Consider the following 18,511-nt stretch of genomic DNA (forward strand, 5'->3'; position numbering starts at 1 on the left):
GGCCTGCATCAGCTCAGCAGGCCCGCCGCGACGTTGATCGACAGCCCGAGCACGGCCATGTTGAAGTAGAACGACAGGATCGACTGCGCGAGCACCGAGCGCCGCGCGGAGCGGTTCGTCATCGACACGTCGGCCGTCTGCGACGCGACCGCGATCGTGAACGCGAAATACAGGAAATCCCAGTAATCGGGCTCCGGGCTCCGGTCCGGGAAACGAAGCGCGCGGTCGTTGCCGGGCGAGCCGTAATAGAGGCGCGCATAGTGCAGCGTGAAAATCGTCGGAATCATGAACCACGCGCCGAACAGCGTCGCGCCCGTGATCGCGTAGTGGCTGAGCCCCGCGCGAAAGCCGACGCTTTTGACGGTCGCGAGCTCGATCGCGATCGCGGCCACGCTCGCGACGGTCGCAAGGGACACGATGGTCAGCACGGTCGTCGCGTTTTCGTCCTCGCGAATCGCGATGTCGCGCACCTGGTCATGATGCGCGGTGACCATGCGCACCCACATCAGCGCGAGATACAGCCAGACCGCGCAATCCCAGCCGATCAGCGCCCGTACGGTCGGACGCAGCGGAAACGGCAGCAGTACCGCGCACAGCAAGCCGGCGACGAACGCCGCGACCATGCGCGGCCGGTTGCGTAATACCTGCGGATAAATCGTCATCATGTGATTCCGAAAGCAAATGGAAAGGGTTCGGCCGGCGCGCGGGACTGCCCGCCGCGCCGCACCGGCGGGTATTGTCCCGATTATCGCCATTCCATCGTGACGTGGCGATGGGGACGCAAGCGCCTAAGATATTGGGATGACTGCCATCGCCCCCCTCTGCCGCCATCCGGCGAACACGGTCGGCCGCGACTTCGTCGTTGGCGACCTGCACGGCTGCGTGGATGTGCTGCGCGCGCTGCTGCACGACATCCGCTTCGATCCGGCCCGCGACCGCCTGTTCTCGGTCGGCGACCTCGTCGACCGCGGCCCGGCCTCCGAAACCACGCTCGACCTGCTCGACCGCCCGTGGTGCCACGTCGTGCGCGGCAATCACGAGGAAGTGCTGAGCCTCGTGGCGCGCGGCAAGCTGTCGCCCGACGCGTGGCGCGGGATCGGCGGCGACTGGGGTGCCGACCTGCCGCCGGAACGGCTGCACGCGCATGCGGCACGCATCGACGCGCTGCCACTGGTGCGCGTGATCGGCGACGGCCCCGGGCGCTTCAACGTACTGCACGCGGAATTCTTCGGCTCGGACGCCGATCTCGACACCGGCAGCTATGCGCACGACGTGCGCGAGCGGCTGATCTGGGGCCGCGATCTCGTCCAGGGGCTCGCCGATCCGGCGCGGCAGGCCGGGCTGTCGCTGACCTGCACCGGGCACACGCCGGTGCGCGCGCCACAGCGGATCGGCGCGCAGTGGTTCATCGACACGGGCGCGTTCGCACCGGCCGGGCGGCTCACGCTCGCCGAGCCGCGCACCGGGCGCACCTGGTCGATGACGCAGGCCGAGGCACGCGAGCGCCATGCGGGCGACTGGCCGCTGCCTTGAGGCGGCTGATATGCGCTGATAGATGCTAATAGGTGCTGACGCCCGCGAGCAGGCCCTAGCCCACCTGGTTCAGTTCGAACACCGCATCGACGGCCGAGCCGTTCCAGTTGTATTCGAGGTAGGCCGCGTGATGGCAGTCGCGCAGCAGCGCGGTGCGGAACGCCGCCAGGCACTCGCCGCGCGGGTCGCGCACCGACGGATAGACGATGCCCGCGCCGCCCGCATTGCGCACCGCGCGACCGAGCGCCTGCCCGGCGCTGTAATCGAGCGGATGCAGCAGCGCCGGATCGCGTTTGGGCCACACGCGTATGTCGGCCACGTCGCCCTGCGCGATCACCGTATAGAGCCGCATTTGCTGGCGCATCGGCGGCTCCCTCGTCGCTTCCAGGAACAACGCGCTGTGATACCGCGTTTCGGCGATCGCCGTATCGCGCGAACGCGCGCAGTAGAACACGCCGTAGCTGCCGTCGGAAAAGCGGCTGCCCTGCGGATTCAGATGCGTGAACGCGGCCATGATCGGTCCCCAGCCCTGCCCGTAGCGGCGCTCGGCGGGCGGCACGAGGTCGAGCGTGCCGACTTCGTTGCGGATGCGGTCGTTGGTCAGCGATTCGAGTGCGTAAAGCGCGTCGAAATCGTCCGCCGAGGCCACGCGGTCGAAGAGGTTGATCGCCGGGAAACGGGTGGGGATCACGCGATAGGCTGGCGCCCAGTCGACCGCGGTCGTGGGCCATTGTTGTGCTTGGATCGGCATGGTCACGCCCAGCCACCTCGCATCGCGTCGAGATATTGCCGGACGGCGACCAGATCGCCGACGTTGCCGGCGAGCATCCGGTCGAGTGCGCGCTTGCCGCCGAACGGCGCCGCGTCGTTGGGCCGCTTGACCCACGCATCGGCCGCGGCCGGCTGCGGCAGCAGGATCTGCAGTGCCTTGTAGATGCCGAGCAACAGCGATAGCCGTTCGAGCGTATCGCGCGGCAGCCGCGCCGATTCCGGCGTGGCCTTCCACTTGAAGAACGTCGAACGGCCGGGCGACCCGAGCAGCACGATCTGCTCGTCGATCGTCAGTTCCCAGTCGCGCGCGATGTTGAAAAACGCGCGCAGGCCGGCCGCCGACATCTGCGCGACCGAGGCCTGCGGCGGGGCGGAGTGCGATTCATAGGCGGGCTGTGACATGATCGTTAGTCTCGAAACGAATTTACTAACAAGATTAGTCCATTTTCGTATTTTTGCAAGGGTCGACACCCGCCGATCGATCCGCCCATCCGACAAAACGATATTTTTTGTCCATTCTGGACTCTTATTTTATTTTCTGCGTTAATGGCCGTGCGGACACCGCGCGCAGACGCGGTTCGTATCCGTGAAACCGTGTCGCACAGAAACCGGAAGCACCCCGCCAAGGAACGCACCATGAAGAGACTGATTGCCGCTGTTTCGATCGCCCTGCTCGCGGTATCCGCAGGCCCCGCCGTCGCGAAGGACTGGACCACGATCCGCTTCGGCACCGATGCCAGCTACGCGCCGTTCGAGTCGAAGGCGCCCGACGGCAAGCTCGTCGGCTTCGACATCGACCTCGGCAACGAGATCTGCGCGCGCCTGAAGGCGAAGTGCGTGTGGCTCGAGAACGATTTCGACGGGATGATTCCGGCGCTGAAGGCGAAGAAGTTCGACGCGGTGCTGTCGTCGATGTCGATTACGCCGCAACGTGCGCAGCAGATCGGCTTCACGACGAAGATCTACAACCAGCCGACGCGGCTCGTCGTGAAGAAGGGTTCGCCGCTGCTGCCGACGGCCGAATCGCTGAAGGGCAAATCGATCGGCGTCGAACAGGGCACGACGCAGGAAACGTATGCGAAGGCGTACTGGGGCAAGCAAGGCGCGAACGTCGTGTCGTACCAGAACCAGGACGGCGTGTACGCGGACCTGACGTCGGGCCGCCTCGACGCGGCGTTGCAGGATGAAGTGCAGGCGGCCATCGGGTTCCTGAAATCGCCGCGCGGCGCGAACTACACGTTCGTCGGCCCCGAGCTCGTCGACGAGAAGGTGCTCGGCATCGGCGCCGGCATCGGGCTGCGCAAGGAGGACACCGACCTGAAGGCGAAGATCGACGGCGCCATCCTCGATATGGTCAAGGACGGCACCTACAAGCGGCTCGCGTCGAAGTACTTCGACTTCGACATCTACGGCGGTTGAAACGGCGTCGCGCGCGTACGGGCGCCACTCCCGTCGCGCGCGTCCGACCGCCCCTCCCCTCACCACCGGACGGCACCGGCGCTACACCGTTTGCCGTCGCATCGAATGCTTCATCCGTCGCACACATCGCACGACGCTGCGCATTTCATTCGGATTGCAGATCGATCGTTCACGGGGACGATGCCTCGCGCGAACGGATATCGTGCGGCTTCAGTCAGTAGGCGAAGACCGGGCGTCGAGGGACCGGCGCCCGTGTGCACATGCCCTTGCGAATCGGGTTCGGGTGCAGGAAAGTGCCGACCCGGCGCGGATGACCGGCAATCAGCCGGATCCGCCTCGCACCGGGCGCGGAGAGATGGCCTGTCGATGCATGCCGGCCGGCTGCAAGAACGGCGTTCGACCGGCGATGCTCCGACTCACTGCGATCGCGGCCTGCCGGCCGCGGCGTGTGGCGATCGATCATTTTTCTTCCCCGTTTCAATCTGATGGTTGTTCCGGCAACCGGACGAGACCGGTGCCCCGACGATCAGGCGACGACACGCCGTGCTCGCCGGAACGCAGCTGTCGTGCCGCGCTCCGCCGCCGCATCCCCGCGGACCGTGTCCAGGCCGGTACTGACAGGGTTCGCTGCCGAACCGGACGGACCGTGCATCGTCGACTTTCGCACGCTCACTATTGCAAGGAGCGGGCCAGCGTCGCGCGAGCCCGTCCGGACAAGGGGTTGACCCGGCAGCGTGGTGGCCGGAACGGGTGCGGAAGGCGGGAAGTTACGAAACTGAAACACACGGCGCGCGGCCTGCGCTGGCCGTGTCGCGGCGCTGCCTTGCCGGATAAGGCTGAACAATGCGCCGCGACATTTTTACCGACGGGTAGCCGGCCGTTCACCCCGATTTGCCGCGCCAATTTGCGTGACTGCCGAGGCGAAAATGTTTCATGCGCTTTACATGGCGCAGGCGGCACGGGAGCCGCAGGTTGTCCGCACATCCATCGGCCGACGGCATCGCTATACTGCGAAACCGGCGCGCGTCATGTTTGCGCCGGCGCCCTTCGCCGGCGCGTGACGCACCTCACGACACCGCCCCACACGCCGCCCCATCACCCGAACGACCGCCCCCGATGATCCGCACCCTCTATACCGCCGAACGCGCCAGGCTGATTCGCTTCGGGGTGTCGGGCGTCGGCTCGACCGCGCTGCATGCGCTGATCGCGGCCGCGATGTTCGCGCTGTTCGACGCGACGCCGGTGAGCGCGAACGCGGTCGCGTTCGCGTGCTCGACCGCGTTCTCGTATCTCGCCAACACTCTGTGGAGTTTTTCGTCGCCGGTGACGTGGGGCAACTTCGTGCGCTTTCTCGCCGTCGCACTGGCCGGCCTCGGCATGACGATGCTGCTGGCGCACGCCACCGAGACGCTCGGCCTCGCCCGCGCGTGGAGCATCGTCGCGGTCGTGCTGTGCGTGCCGCCGGTCACGTTCGTGCTGCACCGGCTCTGGACCTATCGCTGAACCGGCTCACGCGTCACGCATGCGCCGCTCAGCCGACCCGCTGATGCCCCGCGTCGCCGGACGGCGTGCCGTCGTGGCCGCCGTTGTCGCCGTTCCCGCCGTTGTTGTCGTGATCGTTCAGCCCGTGCTCGATCATCATCCGGTAGAGCGTCACGCGTGAAATGCCGAGTTCGGCCGCGGCCTTGTTGATGCGGTGATCGTTGCGCAGCAGCGCATTCTCGATCGCGGTGCGCTCGGCGAGCGCCCGCGCCTGTTCGAGCGTCACGGGTTCGGTTTCGCCCGGCGTCTCGAGCCCGAGATCGTGCGGCGTCAGCAGCCGGCTCTCGGCCATCACGATCGCGCGCCGCACGCGGTTGATCAGCTCGCGCACGTTGCCCGGCCATTCGTAGCGGCGCATCGCATCGAGCGCGGCCGACGTGAAGCCGCTGATCTTGCGGCCGCTGTCGGACTTGAATTTCTGCAGCACGTAGTGCGCGAGGATGTCGATATCCTTGCCGCGCGCGCGCAGCGGCGGCTCGTGGATGCGCAGCACGCACAGGCGGTGATACAGGTCGGCGCGGAAGCGCCCGGCCTCGACCGCGCCGTCGAGATCGACGTGGGTGGCCGAGATGATCCGTACGTCGACCGGAATCGATTCCTGCCCGCCGAGCCGCTCGATCTTCCCTTCCTGCAGGAAACGCAGCAGGCTTGCCTGGCTTTCGACCGGCATGTCGCCGATTTCGTCGAGAAACAGCGTGCCGCCGTTCGCCGATTCGATCCGGCCCGCGCGCCGCTGGTTCGCGCCGGTGAACGCGCCGCGCTCGTAGCCGAACAGTTCCGACTGCAGCAGGTGATGCGGAATCGCGCCGCAATTGATCGCGACGAACGGCCCCTTGCCGCGGCCGGAGCGCTCGTGAATCGCGAGCGCCGTCAGCTCCTTGCCGGTGCCCGACTCGCCCGAGATGAACACGCTCGCGTCGGTCTTCGCGACCTTGCGGATCGTGCTGAACAGCTGCTGCATCGCCTCGCAGTTGCCGATCATCCCGTGTTCGCCGATCGACGCCGCATAGGCCGCGCCATCGACGCGATCGAGCGCGGCCATCCCGCGCGCATGGCCGAGCACGTGCGAAATCCATTCGTAGGGCAACGGAAGGGTCACGTAATCGAAGCAATAGCTGCGGATCAGTTCGCGCACCGCGGGGCTGATCGTGATGCCGGCCTGCGCGATGGAAATCCAGCCGATCGACGGCTGGCTCAGGCACGCCTTCAGCGCGGGATAGTCGCGCGACGTGAACCCGGTGAAATCGACCAGACCGGCGGCGACGCTTACGCCGGAGGTCATGTTCTGCGCGGCGCCGGCCGTCTTCGCGACGGCGATTTCCCAGCCGAGACCGCGCAGTTGCGCAAGCAACGGCTCATCGGGCGAACGCATGATCACGAACAGCTTGCGTCCGTCCTCGGGCGCGGTGACGGACACATGCGACATCTCGGGCACCGCATGCCCGTTTGCGTCAGGTGACCTAGCAACCATCGTTGTTCCCCGCTTCGCGTTGGTATCGCGCCGGCTCGCCGTCTCACGCGACGGACCTTGGTCGAACCGACATATTGGCCGCATTTCCGTCCGAATAAAATCCCCCCGTGCAGGAATCGCGCGTGAGGTGGACATTGTCATGAACGGTATATCGATGCGGCCGGCGCGCGGCTAGATGGGTGTTATCCCGGTGGCGTACGCGGCGGGCCCCCTGAAAGGATGGCTGCGCGGCGCGCAAAGCCGCGCCGGTGCTGGCGCATGGCGTTCCCGGGCGATGCCGCGCACGCCGGATCGGCTCGCTCGCGCATGCGTGCGCAACCGGTCGACGGGCCCGCAGGGCGCCCGTGCTGCCGGTTCGAATTGATTTCGGTCAATCGTCAGAAGAAGCCGGCTGATGCACGAACGCAACATGCGCGGCCCGATGCCGCGCATGCCGGCGCAGCGGCGATCTCAGCGGCCCGATGCGAGCGGCGCCGGCGCGTTGGCGCGGCCGCGGCCGGCCGGTGCGTCGCCCTGTTCGCCATAGGCGGCGGCGAGCGCATCGACCCGCGCCAGATGGTGGTGATTGTCGTGATCCCACGGATGGAAGCCCGGCCGGAAAAAGCTCAGCCATTCGCCGGCGATGCGCGGGAACAGCCCCCGGCGCGGCCCGTACAGGAACGCGATCATCCGCAGCATGCCGCGCACGTGATGGCCGGCGCCGCGATCGCGCCACAGCAGCGTCGCATGCATCAGGAATACGGTCGGCCAGAACGTCAGCGTCGTCAGCAGATACACGCCGATGCGGATCAGGTAACGGCGCAGGCCCGGCTCCATCGCGGTGTTCCATACGTCGAACGACACGGCCTTGTGCTCGGTTTCCTCGAGCGCGTGCCAGATCCACATCTGGCGGTAGCCCTCGACCGAGCCGTCGAGGCGCGTCGGGTCGCGCAGCAGCCAGTCGGCGAGCATCGCCGTGTAGTGCTCCGCCGCGACCGTATGCGCGAGCTGCACCGAATGCGGCAGCTTGCGCTTCATGTAGCCGAGCACCGTCCACACGCGCTTGTCGAGCTTGCGCGCGGGCAGGTGGTTCGCCTGCATCAGCTCGTTGTACTCGATGTGCTCGCGCGTGTGCATCGCCTCCTGGCCGATGAAGCCGAGCACCTGCTGCTTCAGCACGGGATCGTCGATCCGGTCGCGGTAGTTGCGCACCGAATCCATGAAGAAACGCTCGCCGGCCGGAAACAGCAGCGACAGCGCGTTGAAGAAATGGGTCACGTGCGACCCGAGGCCATGCCAGTCCTTCGCGCGTTCGACCGGCAGGTCGAAGCGCAGGTCGCGGCGCACCGGCATGATCCCGGCTGCGGTGGCGGAAGCGGCTGACTTCATGTTGATCGTTCTCCTGGTTCCGGAGCGGCCCGGCGCGTCGTCCGACGCAGCCGGCGCAGGCCCGGGCGGCGCATCGCGCACCGCCAAAATCTTGACATCGGCAGCTGTAAAGATAGGCCGCCCGCGGCGGCGCACGCAAGCCGCGCGGTAGATGCGCGCTTCCAAACAGGGCACGGTCGAAAAGGCGGAAAAGACGGCGCTCGAACAGCGTCCGGACGGGGCGGGATTCGAACGCGCGCGGTGGCTCGCGAGCGCTACGCGCCGCGCCGTGCCGCGTCACGTCGACAGTCTGAAAGCCCCGTGCGGCGGGCGTTTCACGGAAGTCGGCGACACCACGCGGCACGCAGCGGCGCGCCCCGGTAGCACCGATTCATACACGCGTCGCACGCGCACGGTGCAACCGCGGTCGCGAGGCGCGCGAAAAATTCAAACGCGCGTTCCATTTGCGTTTCGGACGATCGCGGCCACGGTGGCCCGGTGCCGCCCGCGACACGCGTGCGAGCGGCCGACAGCCCCGAGCGCCGACCCGTTGCGCGCTCGCCTACAATAGCGGTTTTACCCATCCTTTTTCAGGAGAAGTCATGTCTGTCATCACGACCGAATCGGGCCTCAAATACGAAGACCTGACCGAAGGCACCGGCGACGTAGCGCAAGCCGGCCAGACCGTCAGCGTCCACTACACGGGCTGGCTGACCGACGGTCAGAAATTCGATTCGAGCAAGGATCGCAACGACCCGTTCGCGTTCGTGCTCGGCGGCGGCATGGTCATCAAGGGCTGGGACGAAGGCGTGCAGGGTATGAAAGTCGGCGGCGTGCGTCGCCTGACGATCCCGCCGCAACTCGGCTACGGCCCGCGCGGCGCAGGCGGCGTGATTCCGCCGAATGCCACGCTCGTGTTCGAAGTCGAGCTGCTCGACATCTGACAACGCACGCGAGCCGCCTGACGCCTGCCCCATGGCACACCTTGCGTCCCCCACCATCGCACTGCAACGCTACGACACGCTCGAAGCGTCGGACGTGCACGACTTTCACCAGATCGTGCTCGGCATCGACGGTGCGATGGTGATGGCGGTGGACGGCGTCAGCCAGCGGCTCGACCGGCACGGCGCGTGGCTGGTTCCGGCCGGCGCGCGCCACGATTACGCGGGCCTCGGCGAGAACCGCCAGCTCGTACTCAATCTTCCCCTCGCGTCGCTCGCGGTGCCGCAGCGGCTGTTCGACAGCGCGCGCGCCGTGGCGATCGATCCGGCACTGACGTCGCTGGTCGCGCAGATCGCGGCCGCCGCCGCGCAACTCGACGCCCCCGCCGACGACGCGCGGCACGCGGCCGCGCATCGTTTCCAGTGGCAGGCCGCCGCGCGGCTGTGCGGCGCGCTGCTCGACGAACGCGCGATCGCCGCGCCCGCCTCGGGCCTCGATTTCGCGCGCATCGACCGCTGGCTGCGCGCACGGCTCGAGGAGCCGCTGCGCATCGCCGATCTCGCCGCGCACTGCGGCTACGGGATGCGCCGCTTCCATCAACTGTTCGTCGACGCGTTCGGTGAAACGCCGCATCGCTACCTGCAGCGGCTCAGGCTCGACGCGGCCGTGATCCTGCTCGCGGACGGCCGGTATCCGCTCGTCGATATCGCCGGGAGGGTCGGCTTCGCGGATCAAAGCACGTTCACCCATGCGTTCACGAAACGCTTCGGCGTGGCGCCCGGACGCTGGCGCGGCGAGCGGCATTGAACGCAGCCGCTGGCCCGCGCTGAGCGCGCATCCCGGCACGTAGCGGCACGCTTCTTCGATAAATGGCGTTCGCGACGGCCCGGACGCAGCCTGTTCCGTTCCCGCTTCGCGCCCCCTGCTCCGCATCCGGCGTTTCGACGTTTCACGTCCCGCTGAAACATCGCGGGCCGGCCGCGTCCTACGATTGACGCATGGATACGACCACCCCCACGCCCGCCTTCCCGTCCGCGCTCGCCCGCGTCGTCGCGACCGTCAGCACCGGTTTCGTCGTGACGCAGCTCGACGTGACGATCGTCAACATCGCGCTCGCGCATCTCGCCGGCGACCTGCGCTTGCCGGTCGCCGGCCTGCAGTGGGTCGTCGACGCATACACGCTCGCGTTCGCGGTACTGATGCTGTCGGGCGGCGCGCTCGGCGACCGCTTCGGCGCGCGGCGCCTGTACATTGCTGGCCTCGTGCTGTTCGCGCTGGCGTCGCTCGCGTGCGGCGCCGCGAGCGCGCCCGCGATGCTGATCGCGGCGCGCGCGCTGCAGGGCGTCGGCGCCGCGGCGATGCTGCCCAATTCGCTCGCGCTGCTCAACGACGCGTGCCGGCACGACCCGCACCTGCGGGCGCGAGCCGTGGGCGGGTGGACGGCGGCCGGCTCGATTTCGATCGCCGCCGGCCCGGTGGTGGGCGGCGTGCTGATCGCGGCATGGGGCTGGCGCGGCATCTTCCTCGTGAACCTGCCGCTGTGCGCGGCCGGGCTGGCGGCTGCGTTTGCATGGATCCCCGCGCGCCGTGCGGCGGCGCCGGCCGCGCCCTCCCGTTCCATCCGCGCACTCGACCTGCGCGGCCAGTTCATCGCGATCGCGATGCTGACCGCGCTGACCGGCGCCGTGATCGAATGGCGGCCACTCGGCTTCACGCATCCGGTCGTCGCCGGCGGCTTCGCGCTGGCCGCCCTCGCCGCGCTCGCGTTCGTCGCCGTGGAAACGCGCACGGCCACGCCGATGCTGCCGCTCTCGCTGTTCCGCCATCGCACCTTCAGCGCGGCCGTGCTGTTCGGGATCTGCGTGAACCTCACGTACTACGGCACCGTGTTCGTGCTCGCGCTGTACCTGCAGCGCGCACGCGGCGAAACGGCGTTGCAGGCGGGCCTTGCGTTCCTGCCGCTGACGGGCGGCTTCCTCCTGTCGAACCTCGCCAGCGGCCGTGTCGTGGCGCGTCACGGCCCGCGTGCGCCGATGCTGGCGGGCGCGCTCGTCGCCGCGCTCGGCTACGGGTCGCTGCATGTCATCGACGCGTCGACGCCGCTGGCCGTCCTGCTCGTGCCGTTCCTGCTGATTCCGACCGGCATGGGCTTCGCGGTGCCGGCGATGACGACCGCCGTGCTCGCGTCGGTCGCGCCCGAACGGGCCGGCATCGCGTCGGCCGTGCTGAATACCGCGCGGCAGGCCGGCGGCGCGATCGGCGTGGCTGCGTTCGGCGCGCTCGCCGGCGGTGGCGGCGCGGCGCAGGTCGTGGACGGGTTGCGGATCGAAACGGCCGTGTCGGTCGCGCTGCTCGTCACCGCCGCGCTGCTCGCGACGCGGGTGCGGCCCGATGCGGATCGTGGCGCGTCGTCCGCGCGTCAGGCCGTCAGGTCGTGACGGCGGCCGATTGAACCACGCGTGCGGTCACGCGTCGCCGATCTTCCTCACGACCGTCTCGGCCGCCTTCAAAGGCCGGCCGTCGTCATGCCGCAGCGCGAGCTTGCGGACCGCCCGCCCCGTGCTGCGGTCGACCAGCACCGAATGCGGCTCGCCGCGCGCGAACAGGTTCGCCTCCCCCCACTGCCTCAGCATCACGATCACCGGAAACAGCCCTTCGCCCTTCTTGGTCAGCACGTACTCCTGATACGCGGTGCCGTCGGATGCCGGCACGACGTCGAACACGCCGGCGTCCACCAGCATCTTCAGCCGGTCGGACAGGATGTTGCTCGCGACACCGAGGCTCGCGCGGAAATCGCCGAACCGGCGCACGCCGTCGAACGCATCGCGCACGATCAGCAACGCCCAGCGATCGCCGACGATATCGGTCGCCCGCGCCACCGGGCACGGCGAATCCGCAAGACTTTTCTGCCTGGCCATGTTCCTCTCCGCAATCTTGCCGGCCGCCTCCGCGGCAACGCCGGCCATCCGTGCGCGGACATTTCGCCTGCCGCACAACAGGTTGCATTTTAAAACTACTTTTCCTACACTCCACGCTAGTTTCAATTTGCAACTACATTGCACGAGGGAACCCATGGCGTCTTCCTGTCATTCCGGCACCGTTGCGTCGACCGCGCCAACACATGCCGCGCATCCGCCCGACGGCGGCCGCCTGTCCGCGGCGCGCGTCGCGTTGCTGGCCGTCTGCTGCGCGGCCAGTGTCGCGAACGTCTACTATGCGCAGCCGCTGCTCGATTCGATCGCGCGGGATTTCGGCGTGTCGCAGGCGGCCGTCGGCGGCGTCATCACCGCGACGCAACTCGGCTGTGCGCTCGCGCTGCTGTTCGTCGTGCCGCTCGGCGACCTGCTGAACCGCAAGCGCCTGGTCACCGTGCAGCTACTGCTGCTGACGGCGGCCTGCATCGGTGTCGCCGCCTCGTCGACGCGCGTCGCGCTGCTGGCCGGGATGGTCGCGGTCGGGCTGCTCGGCACCGCGATGACGCAAGGGCTGATCGCGTGCTCGGCCGCGCTCGCGGGCGCCGGCGAACGCGGGCGCGTGGTGGGTGCCGCGCAAGGTGGCGTCGTGGTCGGGTTGCTGGCCGCGCGCTCGCTGGCGGGCGTCGTCACCGACATCGCGGGCTGGCGGGCCGTCTATCTGGTGTCGGGTGCGCTCGCGATCGCGATGCTCGTCGTGCTGTCGCGGCTATTGCCGGACGAGATCGGCCCGCGCGAGCGCATCGGCTACGCGGCGCTGCTGCGATCGATGGCGTCGCTGCTGCGCGATGAACGCGTGCTGCGCGTGCGTGGCGCGATCGCACTGCTGATGTTCGCGGCCTTCAGCATCTTCTGGAGCGCGCTGGTGCTGCCGCTGAGCACGCCGCCGCACGCGATGTCGCATACGCAGATCGGCGCGTTCGGCCTCGTCGGCGCACTGGGCGCGGCGGCGGCCGCCCGCGCGGGCCGGCTCGCCGATCGCGGGCGCGGCGAAGCGACGACCGGCGCCGCGCTCGCGCTGCTCGCGTGCGCGTGGCTGCCGCTCGCGTTCGGCGCGACGTCGATTGGATGGCTGATCGTCGGCATCGTGCTGCTCGATGTCGGCGGGCAGGCCGTCCACGTCGTCAACCAGAGCATGATTCTCGGCGCGCGGCCCGATGCGCATGCGCGCCTCGTCGGCTGCTACATGCTGTTCTATTCGGTCGGCAGCGGACTCGGCGCGATTGCGTCGACGATGATGTATGCGCGCGCCGGATGGATGGGCGTCTGCGTGCTCGGCGCGGTCGTGAGCGTGGCGGCGCTTGGCGTGTGGGCCGCCACGCTCAGGCGCGCGTGACACGTGCCGGCGCCACATATCGGAGGGAGAAGGCCCGCCTGCCCTTCGCGGGCGCCGGCTTGCGAACCGGCCGCGAACGCGCCGCCGGTTCGGCTTTCGGTTCGGCTTTCGGTTCGGCTTTCGGTTCGGCTTTCGGTTCGGCGCGCAGGTCGCGCGCCGCGGCACACTCAACCTGCCGCCTGGATCGCCTCTTCGTACACGCCGGCCACGCGCCGCGCGATCACCGCGTTGTCGAAATGGTCACGTGCATAACGCTTGCACGCGGCTTCGTCGGGCAGCGTGATCGCACCCGACAACGCGGCACCGAGCCCTTCCGCGATCGCGTCCGCGCCCGTGGACGGCAGCACGAGATCGTCGGACAGCCCGGCCACCGCCTCCGGCAGCCCGCCCACCGGCGTGACCAGCACGGGCGTGCCGGAGGCGAGCGATTCGACGGTGATCAGCCCGAAGCCTTCGAGCGCGACCGTCGGCACGACGCTGACCGTCGCCGCGCGGTACAGCGCCGCGAGATGGTTGTCGGGCACGAAGCCGAGCAGCTTCACGTTGTCCTGCAGCCCGGCGGCATCGATGCGCTGCTGCAGTTCCTCGCCGATCTTGCCCTTGCCGGCGATCAGCAGCAGCACGTCCGGGTGGCGGTGCTTGAGGAGGCCGATCGCGTCGATCAGGTCCTCCAGCCCCATGCGCCGCACGAGCCGGCGCACGGCCAGCACGATCGGCCGGTCCTGCGGCAGCTGCAGCTTGTGCCGCGCCTCGGCCGGCGTGAGCGGCGTATCGAACTGCGCGGTATCGACGCAGCCGGGAATCACGCGCACGCGCGACGGATCGATCCCGTAGCGGTTCGTCAGGATCTGACCGAACGCCTGCGACAGCACGATCAGCCGCGACGAACGCGTATAGACGGCCTGTTCGAGATAGCGCTTCGCGCGCTGGCCCAGCGACGCGGCACCCTCGACCTGGCTTTCGTCGGCCCACGGCCCCTGGAAATGCGACACCTGCGGAATCCCGCGCGTGACGTCGAGGCCCGGGAACGTGTACAGCGCGAAGTGCGACGAGATCACGTCCGGCCGCTCGCTGCGGATCTCCTCGCGCAACGCGCGCCGCGCGGCGAGCATCCGGCGTGCAAGCGACTCCGATGCGGGGCCGAAGCCCTGGATCGCGCCGTCCGTGTCGTCGGCGACCTTCGGCGAGCCGGCAACGAGCCCGCGCACCTCGACGCCCGCGCCCGGCAGCGCGCCGACGAGCGAGTAGTACATCCGGTCGAGGCCGCCCGCGCGTTCGGGGAACCAGTGCATGCCGATCTGCAACGATTTGATCGGCCGGGAAGAGTGGGACATCACGTTTGCTCCTGCGTGACTGCATGCTCGGCCCGCTCGAATGCGGACGGCTGCGTGGGTTGGCCGATGCGCCGGTAAAGCGCGACATACTGGGCGCCCATGTGCGCCCAGCCAAAACGGGTCATCAGTTCGCGGGCGGCTTCGCCCATCGTGCGACAGGTGTCGCGCGATGCCGCGAGCGAGCCGATCGCCTGCGCGAGCGCCGCCGGATCGTCCGGGTCCTCCAGCACGATCCCGCATTCGCGCGTGATGATTTCCGCGCCGCCCGCCGTGCGCGCGGTGACGACCGGCAGCCCGGCCGCCATCGCCTCGAGCAGCGACAGGCTCATCGCTTCGTAGCGCGACGGGAACACGTACGCGTCGACCGAGCGCATCAGCGTCGGCATGTTTTTAACGAGGCCGAGGAAATGCACGCGCGAATCGATGCCGAGCGCGCGCGCCTCCTCCGGATACGGGCTGCCGGGCAGGTAGCCTGCCACCGCCAGGTGCACGTTCGCCGGCAGCTTCGTCAGCGCCTTCAGCACGGTGCCGAGGTTCTTGCGCGGCGTGCGCAGGTCGCCGACGAACAGCAGCAGGAACGCATCGTCCGGCAGCTTGAATGCCGCGCGGTCGGCCTGCGCCCCCGCGAACGCGCTGGCGTCGACACCGTTGTAGATCACGCTGATCTTGCGGCTGTCGATGCCGAGCCCGGCGATCTCGTCGGCCACCTTCTGCGACACGGCCGTGATCGCGCGCGAACGCCGGTACGCCCAGCGCTCGAGCGTGGTGTTCACGCGCGTATAGACGTACTGGTAGGCCGACCACAGCCCCTTCGTCGGCCCGAACGGATAGTACGGACTCTTGAACCAGCCGCCGTGCACGAAGTGCGCGGTATTCACGTCGGCCTTGATCCACGAAATGAAGCCGTTCACGTGCAACACGTCGTACTCGCTGCGGTGCGATCGCAGCCAGGCCGCGCTCTTCAGCGCGAACACCTGCTGCTTGACGAGATTCGACGGCCAGAAGCCGCCGACCTTCACGGGCACCCAGCGCACGCGCGGGTCGGCCAGCAGCTCGGGCGCGACATGCGACGCGACCAGCGTGACCTCGTAGTTCTCGGCCAGCGCCGCGCGCGCGATTTCGTAATTGACGCGGCCCTGCCCGTCGTTATGTCGCACGACGTGCGTGACGATCGCGATTCTCAATGGTCGCCTCCCCGTAAACGCGCGGCGGCCAGCAGGCGTTGCGCCTTTTGCCAGTGCGCCGCGGAAAGAATCGAAAAAATGGCTGTGAACATCAGCAGGCCGCCCGTGCCGATCAGCGAGTTCGTGAACACGAGCATCGCGAAGGTCGACAGGCACAAGCTCAGGCACGCGCCGACGAACTTGTCCTTGCGCAACTTGAACGCCGCGCGCAGCGTGCGGCCGAACAGCATCACGACGCCCGAGAGGTACAGCAGCGTGCCGGGCCAGCCGAGCACGAACGGCACGTTCATCACGCCGCTGTCGAAGCTGCCGTACTTGCCGAGCTCGCCGCTGTCGCTCGACAGCTTCGTGGATGCACCCGTCGCGCCCATCCCTTCGCCGGCGACGTCGGTGAACGCCGTCTGCGCGAAGGTGGCGTAGAACTTGTTGCGGTCGTCGTAGCTGCGGTCGTCCTTCAGGTTCGTGATCGACTGCAGGCGCGCGCCGAGACGGTCGGCCACCGGCCCGACGGTCAGCAGCGGCACGCACAGGCCGACCAGCACGACGCCGCTGATCAGGATCCGCATCCGCACGCGGTTGTTCGACTGCGCGAGCTGGATCGCGAGCGCGATCACCCAGCCGCCCCACGTCGAGCGCACGAGACACAGGGCGAACGACACGAAGCCGGCCGCCCCCGCGAACCAGCGGATCTTCTGCGGCGCGGCGAACACGAACACCAGCGCGCCCATGATCGCGAACGCGAACGGCCCCGACGAGTTCATCGTGCTGAACACGCGCACGCCGTACGGCACCGGCTCGCCCTGCGAGCCCATGTCGGAGCCGATCATCCACAGCACGTCCCACTGCGGCATCACGAAATACTGGACGACGCCGTACAGGCCCATCACGAGCATGCCCCACATGAACGTGGACAGCAGCACGTCGCGGTACTCGGGGTAATCGCGCGCGTTGACCATGATGTGAAAGCCGATCAGCACCGGGTACACCCAGTTCGCGAGGTCGTAGGTCGCGGCCATCACGCCGCTCGACACGATCCCGACGAGGTATGCGTACGCGAGCCCGAACAGCATCAGCAGGATCGGAATCCCGCGTCGCTGCGCGAGCACGCGGTAATGCCGGATCAGCCCGAGGCCGGCGATCATCGTCACCGCGAGCGGCGCGACCTGGATCAGGCTCGTCGGCGTGAACGCACCCTTCGACCAGTCGGCGAGACGCCGCACTTCCGGGCTCAGGAACCACACCCACCACATGAAGCCGACGTAGCGCGCCGGACTCTTGAAATACAGCCAGAGGCCGACCGCGATGGCCAGCACCGGGAACGCGAGCGTCAGCACCTTGCCCTGGTGAATGGCGATCAGCGCGGCCGTGAACGTCCACAGCCCGGCCTGCCCGACCCAGTGCTTCGGCTCGGGAAGCCAGTTGCGTTTGCGCGACGGTGCGCGTTCGGCGGCAATCGTACTCATCGATCCGCTCTCACCGCGACGACGGGCGCGAATCCGCGAGCGGCATCGCGAGGCCCGCGGCGGACGGCGTGCGGCGCCGGCGCAGCATGTCGCGCGTGATCCGCACGTGCTGCTCGGCGAACGCCTGCGTGGTCAGGTCGCGGTCGCGCAGGCACGCGGCGGCGGCCTGCGCGCAGGCGAGCGCCGCGACCGGGTCGGCCACGAAGCGATCGGCGGCCTGGCGCATCGCCTGCGCGTCGAACGCCGGCACATAGGCGGCCGTATCGTGCGGAAAGTAGTCGCTGAGCCCGCCGACATCCGACACGATCATCGGCTTGCCGACGGCGGCGGCCTCGAGCATCACCGTGATGCCCGACGCATGGAAGTTCGGCCGCAGCGGCACGACGATCACGTCGGCCCACGCGTACAGCTCGTGCTGCTTCGCGAGCCCCGATGCCGAGCCGATCTTCACGTTCGGCGCATGCCACTCGCGCGGCACGCGGCGGCGCGTCGCGAGCCGCACGTCGTAGCGCTCGTCGCCGCCGAACGCGGCGAGGAACGTGCGCCAGTCACGGTCGCGATCGTTGCCGATCGCCGCGATCCGCAGCGGCCGGTTCGGTTGCCATTGCCGCGGCTCGGCGATCGGGAAATCCTGCGTGTTCAGCCCGTAGTAGACGAACTCGGCGTCGCGGCCGAGATAGCGGCGGCACAGGTCGGCGTTGGCGCGGGCCAGCGTGGTCAGCGCGTCGGCGCGCGAGATCAGCTTGCGGTACAGCCAGCGGCGCGGGCCGCCGAAGCTGTTCCACTTGTCGAACAGCCATACGCTCTGCGCGAGCAGCAGCGGGCGCTTGCCCTGCGCGCCGGCCAGCTTCAGGATCAGCGCAGCGGCCAGATGCTCCTGTTCCGTGTGCGTCCAGATCACGTCGGTGTTCAGCAGCGCGGCGCGGTTGCGCCACGCATGCACGACGTCGAAGCCGAGCGCCGCCTTCAGCGCGCGGCGCGCTAGGCTGGCGACGCGGTTCTCGCCGCCGTCCTGCGAATAGGTCAGCCGGAATTCGTCGGATTCTGCATGGTGATAGCCGTACAGGCAGCCGATGTTCTCGCCTTTCCGGTAGGTACGCGGATCGGCGCCATAAAACAGGTGAACGTGGACGTTCGTCGCAGCTTTCGTTGCAGTCATGCGAGCCCTCCGTGGGGGGTCGCGCGCGAGGCGCGCAG

Annotated in this window: 17 protein-coding genes; 7 read left to right on the forward strand and 10 right to left on the reverse strand. The window is 68.6% G+C overall.

Annotated elements, in window-relative coordinates:
• Positions 1-8: 8 nt before the first annotated feature.
• Complete coding sequence (locus CFB43_RS27975) at positions 9-662, reverse strand: DUF1345 domain-containing protein (RefSeq protein WP_039360521.1); 654 nt, start codon at positions 660-662, stop codon at positions 9-11.
• Positions 663-801: 139 nt separating this feature from the next.
• Here CFB43_RS27975 and CFB43_RS27980 point away from each other — a divergent pair, with 139 nt between their 5' ends.
• Positions 802-1,533, forward strand: coding sequence for a metallophosphoesterase (locus CFB43_RS27980; protein ID WP_089497422.1), 732 nt, complete (start codon positions 802-804; stop codon positions 1,531-1,533).
• Positions 1,534-1,588: 55 nt separating this feature from the next.
• Here CFB43_RS27980 and CFB43_RS27985 read toward each other — a convergent pair whose 3' ends face one another.
• Together CFB43_RS27985 and CFB43_RS27990 are read right to left on the reverse strand one after the other, a co-directional pair.
• Positions 1,589-2,284, reverse strand: coding sequence for an RES family NAD+ phosphorylase (locus CFB43_RS27985; protein WP_089497423.1), 696 nt, complete (start codon positions 2,282-2,284; stop codon positions 1,589-1,591).
• 2 nt (positions 2,285-2,286) lie between these two features.
• Positions 2,287-2,706, reverse strand: a complete 420-nt coding sequence (locus CFB43_RS27990; protein WP_011355846.1) for an MbcA/ParS/Xre antitoxin family protein — start codon at positions 2,704-2,706, stop codon at positions 2,287-2,289.
• Positions 2,707-2,940: 234 nt separating this feature from the next.
• Here CFB43_RS27990 and CFB43_RS27995 point away from each other — a divergent pair, with 234 nt between their 5' ends.
• Entirely contained in the window at positions 2,941-3,723 is a 783-nt protein-coding gene (locus CFB43_RS27995) for an ABC transporter substrate-binding protein (protein ID WP_069251060.1), read from the forward strand.
• Positions 3,724-4,839: 1,116 nt separating this feature from the next.
• Positions 4,840-5,226: a GtrA family protein gene (locus CFB43_RS28005; protein WP_089497425.1), complete on the forward strand. Its 387-nt coding sequence runs from the start codon at positions 4,840-4,842 to the stop codon at positions 5,224-5,226.
• A 28-nt stretch (positions 5,227-5,254) separates the two neighbouring features.
• Here the strand turns inward: CFB43_RS28005 and CFB43_RS28010 are convergent, their stop codons facing one another.
• Both CFB43_RS28010 and CFB43_RS28015 read right to left on the reverse strand, forming a co-directional pair.
• Entirely contained in the window at positions 5,255-6,736 is a 1,482-nt protein-coding gene (locus tag CFB43_RS28010) for a sigma-54 dependent transcriptional regulator (protein WP_089497426.1), read from the reverse strand.
• Positions 6,737-7,186: 450 nt separating this feature from the next.
• On the reverse strand, positions 7,187-8,104 hold the full coding sequence (locus tag CFB43_RS28015; protein ID WP_089497427.1) for a metal-dependent hydrolase: 918 nt from the start codon (positions 8,102-8,104) through the stop codon (positions 7,187-7,189).
• Positions 8,105-8,685: 581 nt separating this feature from the next.
• Between CFB43_RS28015 and CFB43_RS28020 the strand changes: the two genes are divergently transcribed.
• The 3 genes from CFB43_RS28020 to CFB43_RS28030 all read left to right on the forward strand — a co-directional run bounded on the left by CFB43_RS28020 (position 8,686) and on the right by CFB43_RS28030 (position 11,463).
• Complete coding sequence (locus CFB43_RS28020) at positions 8,686-9,027, forward strand: FKBP-type peptidyl-prolyl cis-trans isomerase (RefSeq protein ID WP_011355854.1); 342 nt, start codon at positions 8,686-8,688, stop codon at positions 9,025-9,027.
• Positions 9,028-9,058: 31 nt separating this feature from the next.
• A complete protein-coding gene (locus tag CFB43_RS28025) occupies positions 9,059-9,832 on the forward strand; it encodes an AraC family transcriptional regulator (RefSeq protein WP_089497428.1) in 774 nt (257 codons plus the stop codon).
• Positions 9,833-10,023: 191 nt separating this feature from the next.
• On the forward strand, positions 10,024-11,463 hold the full coding sequence (locus CFB43_RS28030) for an MFS transporter (RefSeq protein ID WP_089497429.1): 1,440 nt from the start codon (positions 10,024-10,026) through the stop codon (positions 11,461-11,463).
• A gap of 27 nt (positions 11,464-11,490) precedes the next feature.
• Here CFB43_RS28030 and CFB43_RS28035 read toward each other — a convergent pair whose 3' ends face one another.
• Positions 11,491-11,943, reverse strand: a complete 453-nt coding sequence (locus tag CFB43_RS28035) for a winged helix-turn-helix transcriptional regulator (protein ID WP_179254914.1) — start codon at positions 11,941-11,943, stop codon at positions 11,491-11,493.
• A gap of 154 nt (positions 11,944-12,097) precedes the next feature.
• Between CFB43_RS28035 and CFB43_RS28040 the strand changes: the two genes are divergently transcribed.
• Positions 12,098-13,333 (forward strand): MFS transporter, encoded by a 1,236-nt coding sequence (locus CFB43_RS28040; RefSeq protein ID WP_089497431.1) that lies wholly within the window; start codon positions 12,098-12,100, stop codon positions 13,331-13,333.
• 167 nt (positions 13,334-13,500) lie between these two features.
• Here the strand turns inward: CFB43_RS28040 and CFB43_RS28045 are convergent, their stop codons facing one another.
• From CFB43_RS28045 to CFB43_RS28060, 4 genes are read right to left on the reverse strand one after another with little or no spacing between them, the layout of a single operon-like run.
• Positions 13,501-14,667, reverse strand: coding sequence for a glycosyltransferase family 4 protein (locus CFB43_RS28045; protein WP_089497432.1), 1,167 nt, complete (start codon positions 14,665-14,667; stop codon positions 13,501-13,503).
• Complete coding sequence (locus CFB43_RS28050) at positions 14,667-15,851, reverse strand: glycosyltransferase family 4 protein (RefSeq protein ID WP_089457790.1); 1,185 nt, start codon at positions 15,849-15,851, stop codon at positions 14,667-14,669. The genes CFB43_RS28045 and CFB43_RS28050 overlap by 1 nt, the downstream gene beginning before the upstream one ends.
• The gene (locus CFB43_RS28055; protein ID WP_089486255.1) at positions 15,848-17,314 is read right to left on the reverse strand and encodes a glucose-6-phosphate isomerase; all 1,467 of its coding nucleotides are present in this window, start codon (positions 17,312-17,314) and stop codon (positions 15,848-15,850) included. The genes CFB43_RS28050 and CFB43_RS28055 overlap by 4 nt, the downstream gene beginning before the upstream one ends.
• A gap of 10 nt (positions 17,315-17,324) precedes the next feature.
• The gene (locus CFB43_RS28060) at positions 17,325-18,473 is read right to left on the reverse strand and encodes a glycosyltransferase family 4 protein (protein ID WP_089497433.1); all 1,149 of its coding nucleotides are present in this window, start codon (positions 18,471-18,473) and stop codon (positions 17,325-17,327) included.
• Positions 18,474-18,511: the final 38 nt, after the last annotated feature.

The sequence above is a fragment of the Burkholderia sp. AU15512 genome, assembly GCF_002223325.1.
GTDB lineage: Bacteria > Pseudomonadota > Gammaproteobacteria > Burkholderiales > Burkholderiaceae > Burkholderia.

Bases quoted from the DNA above. Each gene is read 5' to 3' on its own strand.
- CFB43_RS27975 (WP_039360521.1), bottom strand. From the start codon at position 662: ATGACGATTTATCCGCAGGTATTACGCAACCGGCCGCGCATGGTCGCG.
- CFB43_RS27980 (WP_089497422.1), top strand. From the start codon at position 802: ATGACTGCCATCGCCCCCCTCTGCCGCCATCCGGCGAACACGGTCGGC.
- CFB43_RS27985 (WP_089497423.1), bottom strand. From the start codon at position 2,284: ATGCCGATCCAAGCACAACAATGGCCCACGACCGCGGTCGACTGGGCG.
- CFB43_RS27990 (WP_011355846.1), bottom strand. From the start codon at position 2,706: ATGTCACAGCCCGCCTATGAATCGCACTCCGCCCCGCCGCAGGCCTCG.
- CFB43_RS27995 (WP_069251060.1), top strand. From the start codon at position 2,941: ATGAAGAGACTGATTGCCGCTGTTTCGATCGCCCTGCTCGCGGTATCC.
- CFB43_RS28005 (WP_089497425.1), top strand. From the start codon at position 4,840: ATGATCCGCACCCTCTATACCGCCGAACGCGCCAGGCTGATTCGCTTC.
- CFB43_RS28010 (WP_089497426.1), bottom strand. From the start codon at position 6,736: ATGGTTGCTAGGTCACCTGACGCAAACGGGCATGCGGTGCCCGAGATG.
- CFB43_RS28015 (WP_089497427.1), bottom strand. From the start codon at position 8,104: ATGAAGTCAGCCGCTTCCGCCACCGCAGCCGGGATCATGCCGGTGCGC.
- CFB43_RS28020 (WP_011355854.1), top strand. From the start codon at position 8,686: ATGTCTGTCATCACGACCGAATCGGGCCTCAAATACGAAGACCTGACC.
- CFB43_RS28025 (WP_089497428.1), top strand. From the start codon at position 9,059: ATGGCACACCTTGCGTCCCCCACCATCGCACTGCAACGCTACGACACG.
- CFB43_RS28030 (WP_089497429.1), top strand. From the start codon at position 10,024: ATGGATACGACCACCCCCACGCCCGCCTTCCCGTCCGCGCTCGCCCGC.
- CFB43_RS28035 (WP_179254914.1), bottom strand. From the start codon at position 11,943: ATGGCCAGGCAGAAAAGTCTTGCGGATTCGCCGTGCCCGGTGGCGCGG.
- CFB43_RS28040 (WP_089497431.1), top strand. From the start codon at position 12,098: ATGGCGTCTTCCTGTCATTCCGGCACCGTTGCGTCGACCGCGCCAACA.
- CFB43_RS28045 (WP_089497432.1), bottom strand. From the start codon at position 14,667: ATGTCCCACTCTTCCCGGCCGATCAAATCGTTGCAGATCGGCATGCAC.
- CFB43_RS28055 (WP_089486255.1), bottom strand. From the start codon at position 17,314: ATGAGTACGATTGCCGCCGAACGCGCACCGTCGCGCAAACGCAACTGG.
- CFB43_RS28060 (WP_089497433.1), bottom strand. From the start codon at position 18,473: ATGACTGCAACGAAAGCTGCGACGAACGTCCACGTTCACCTGTTTTAT.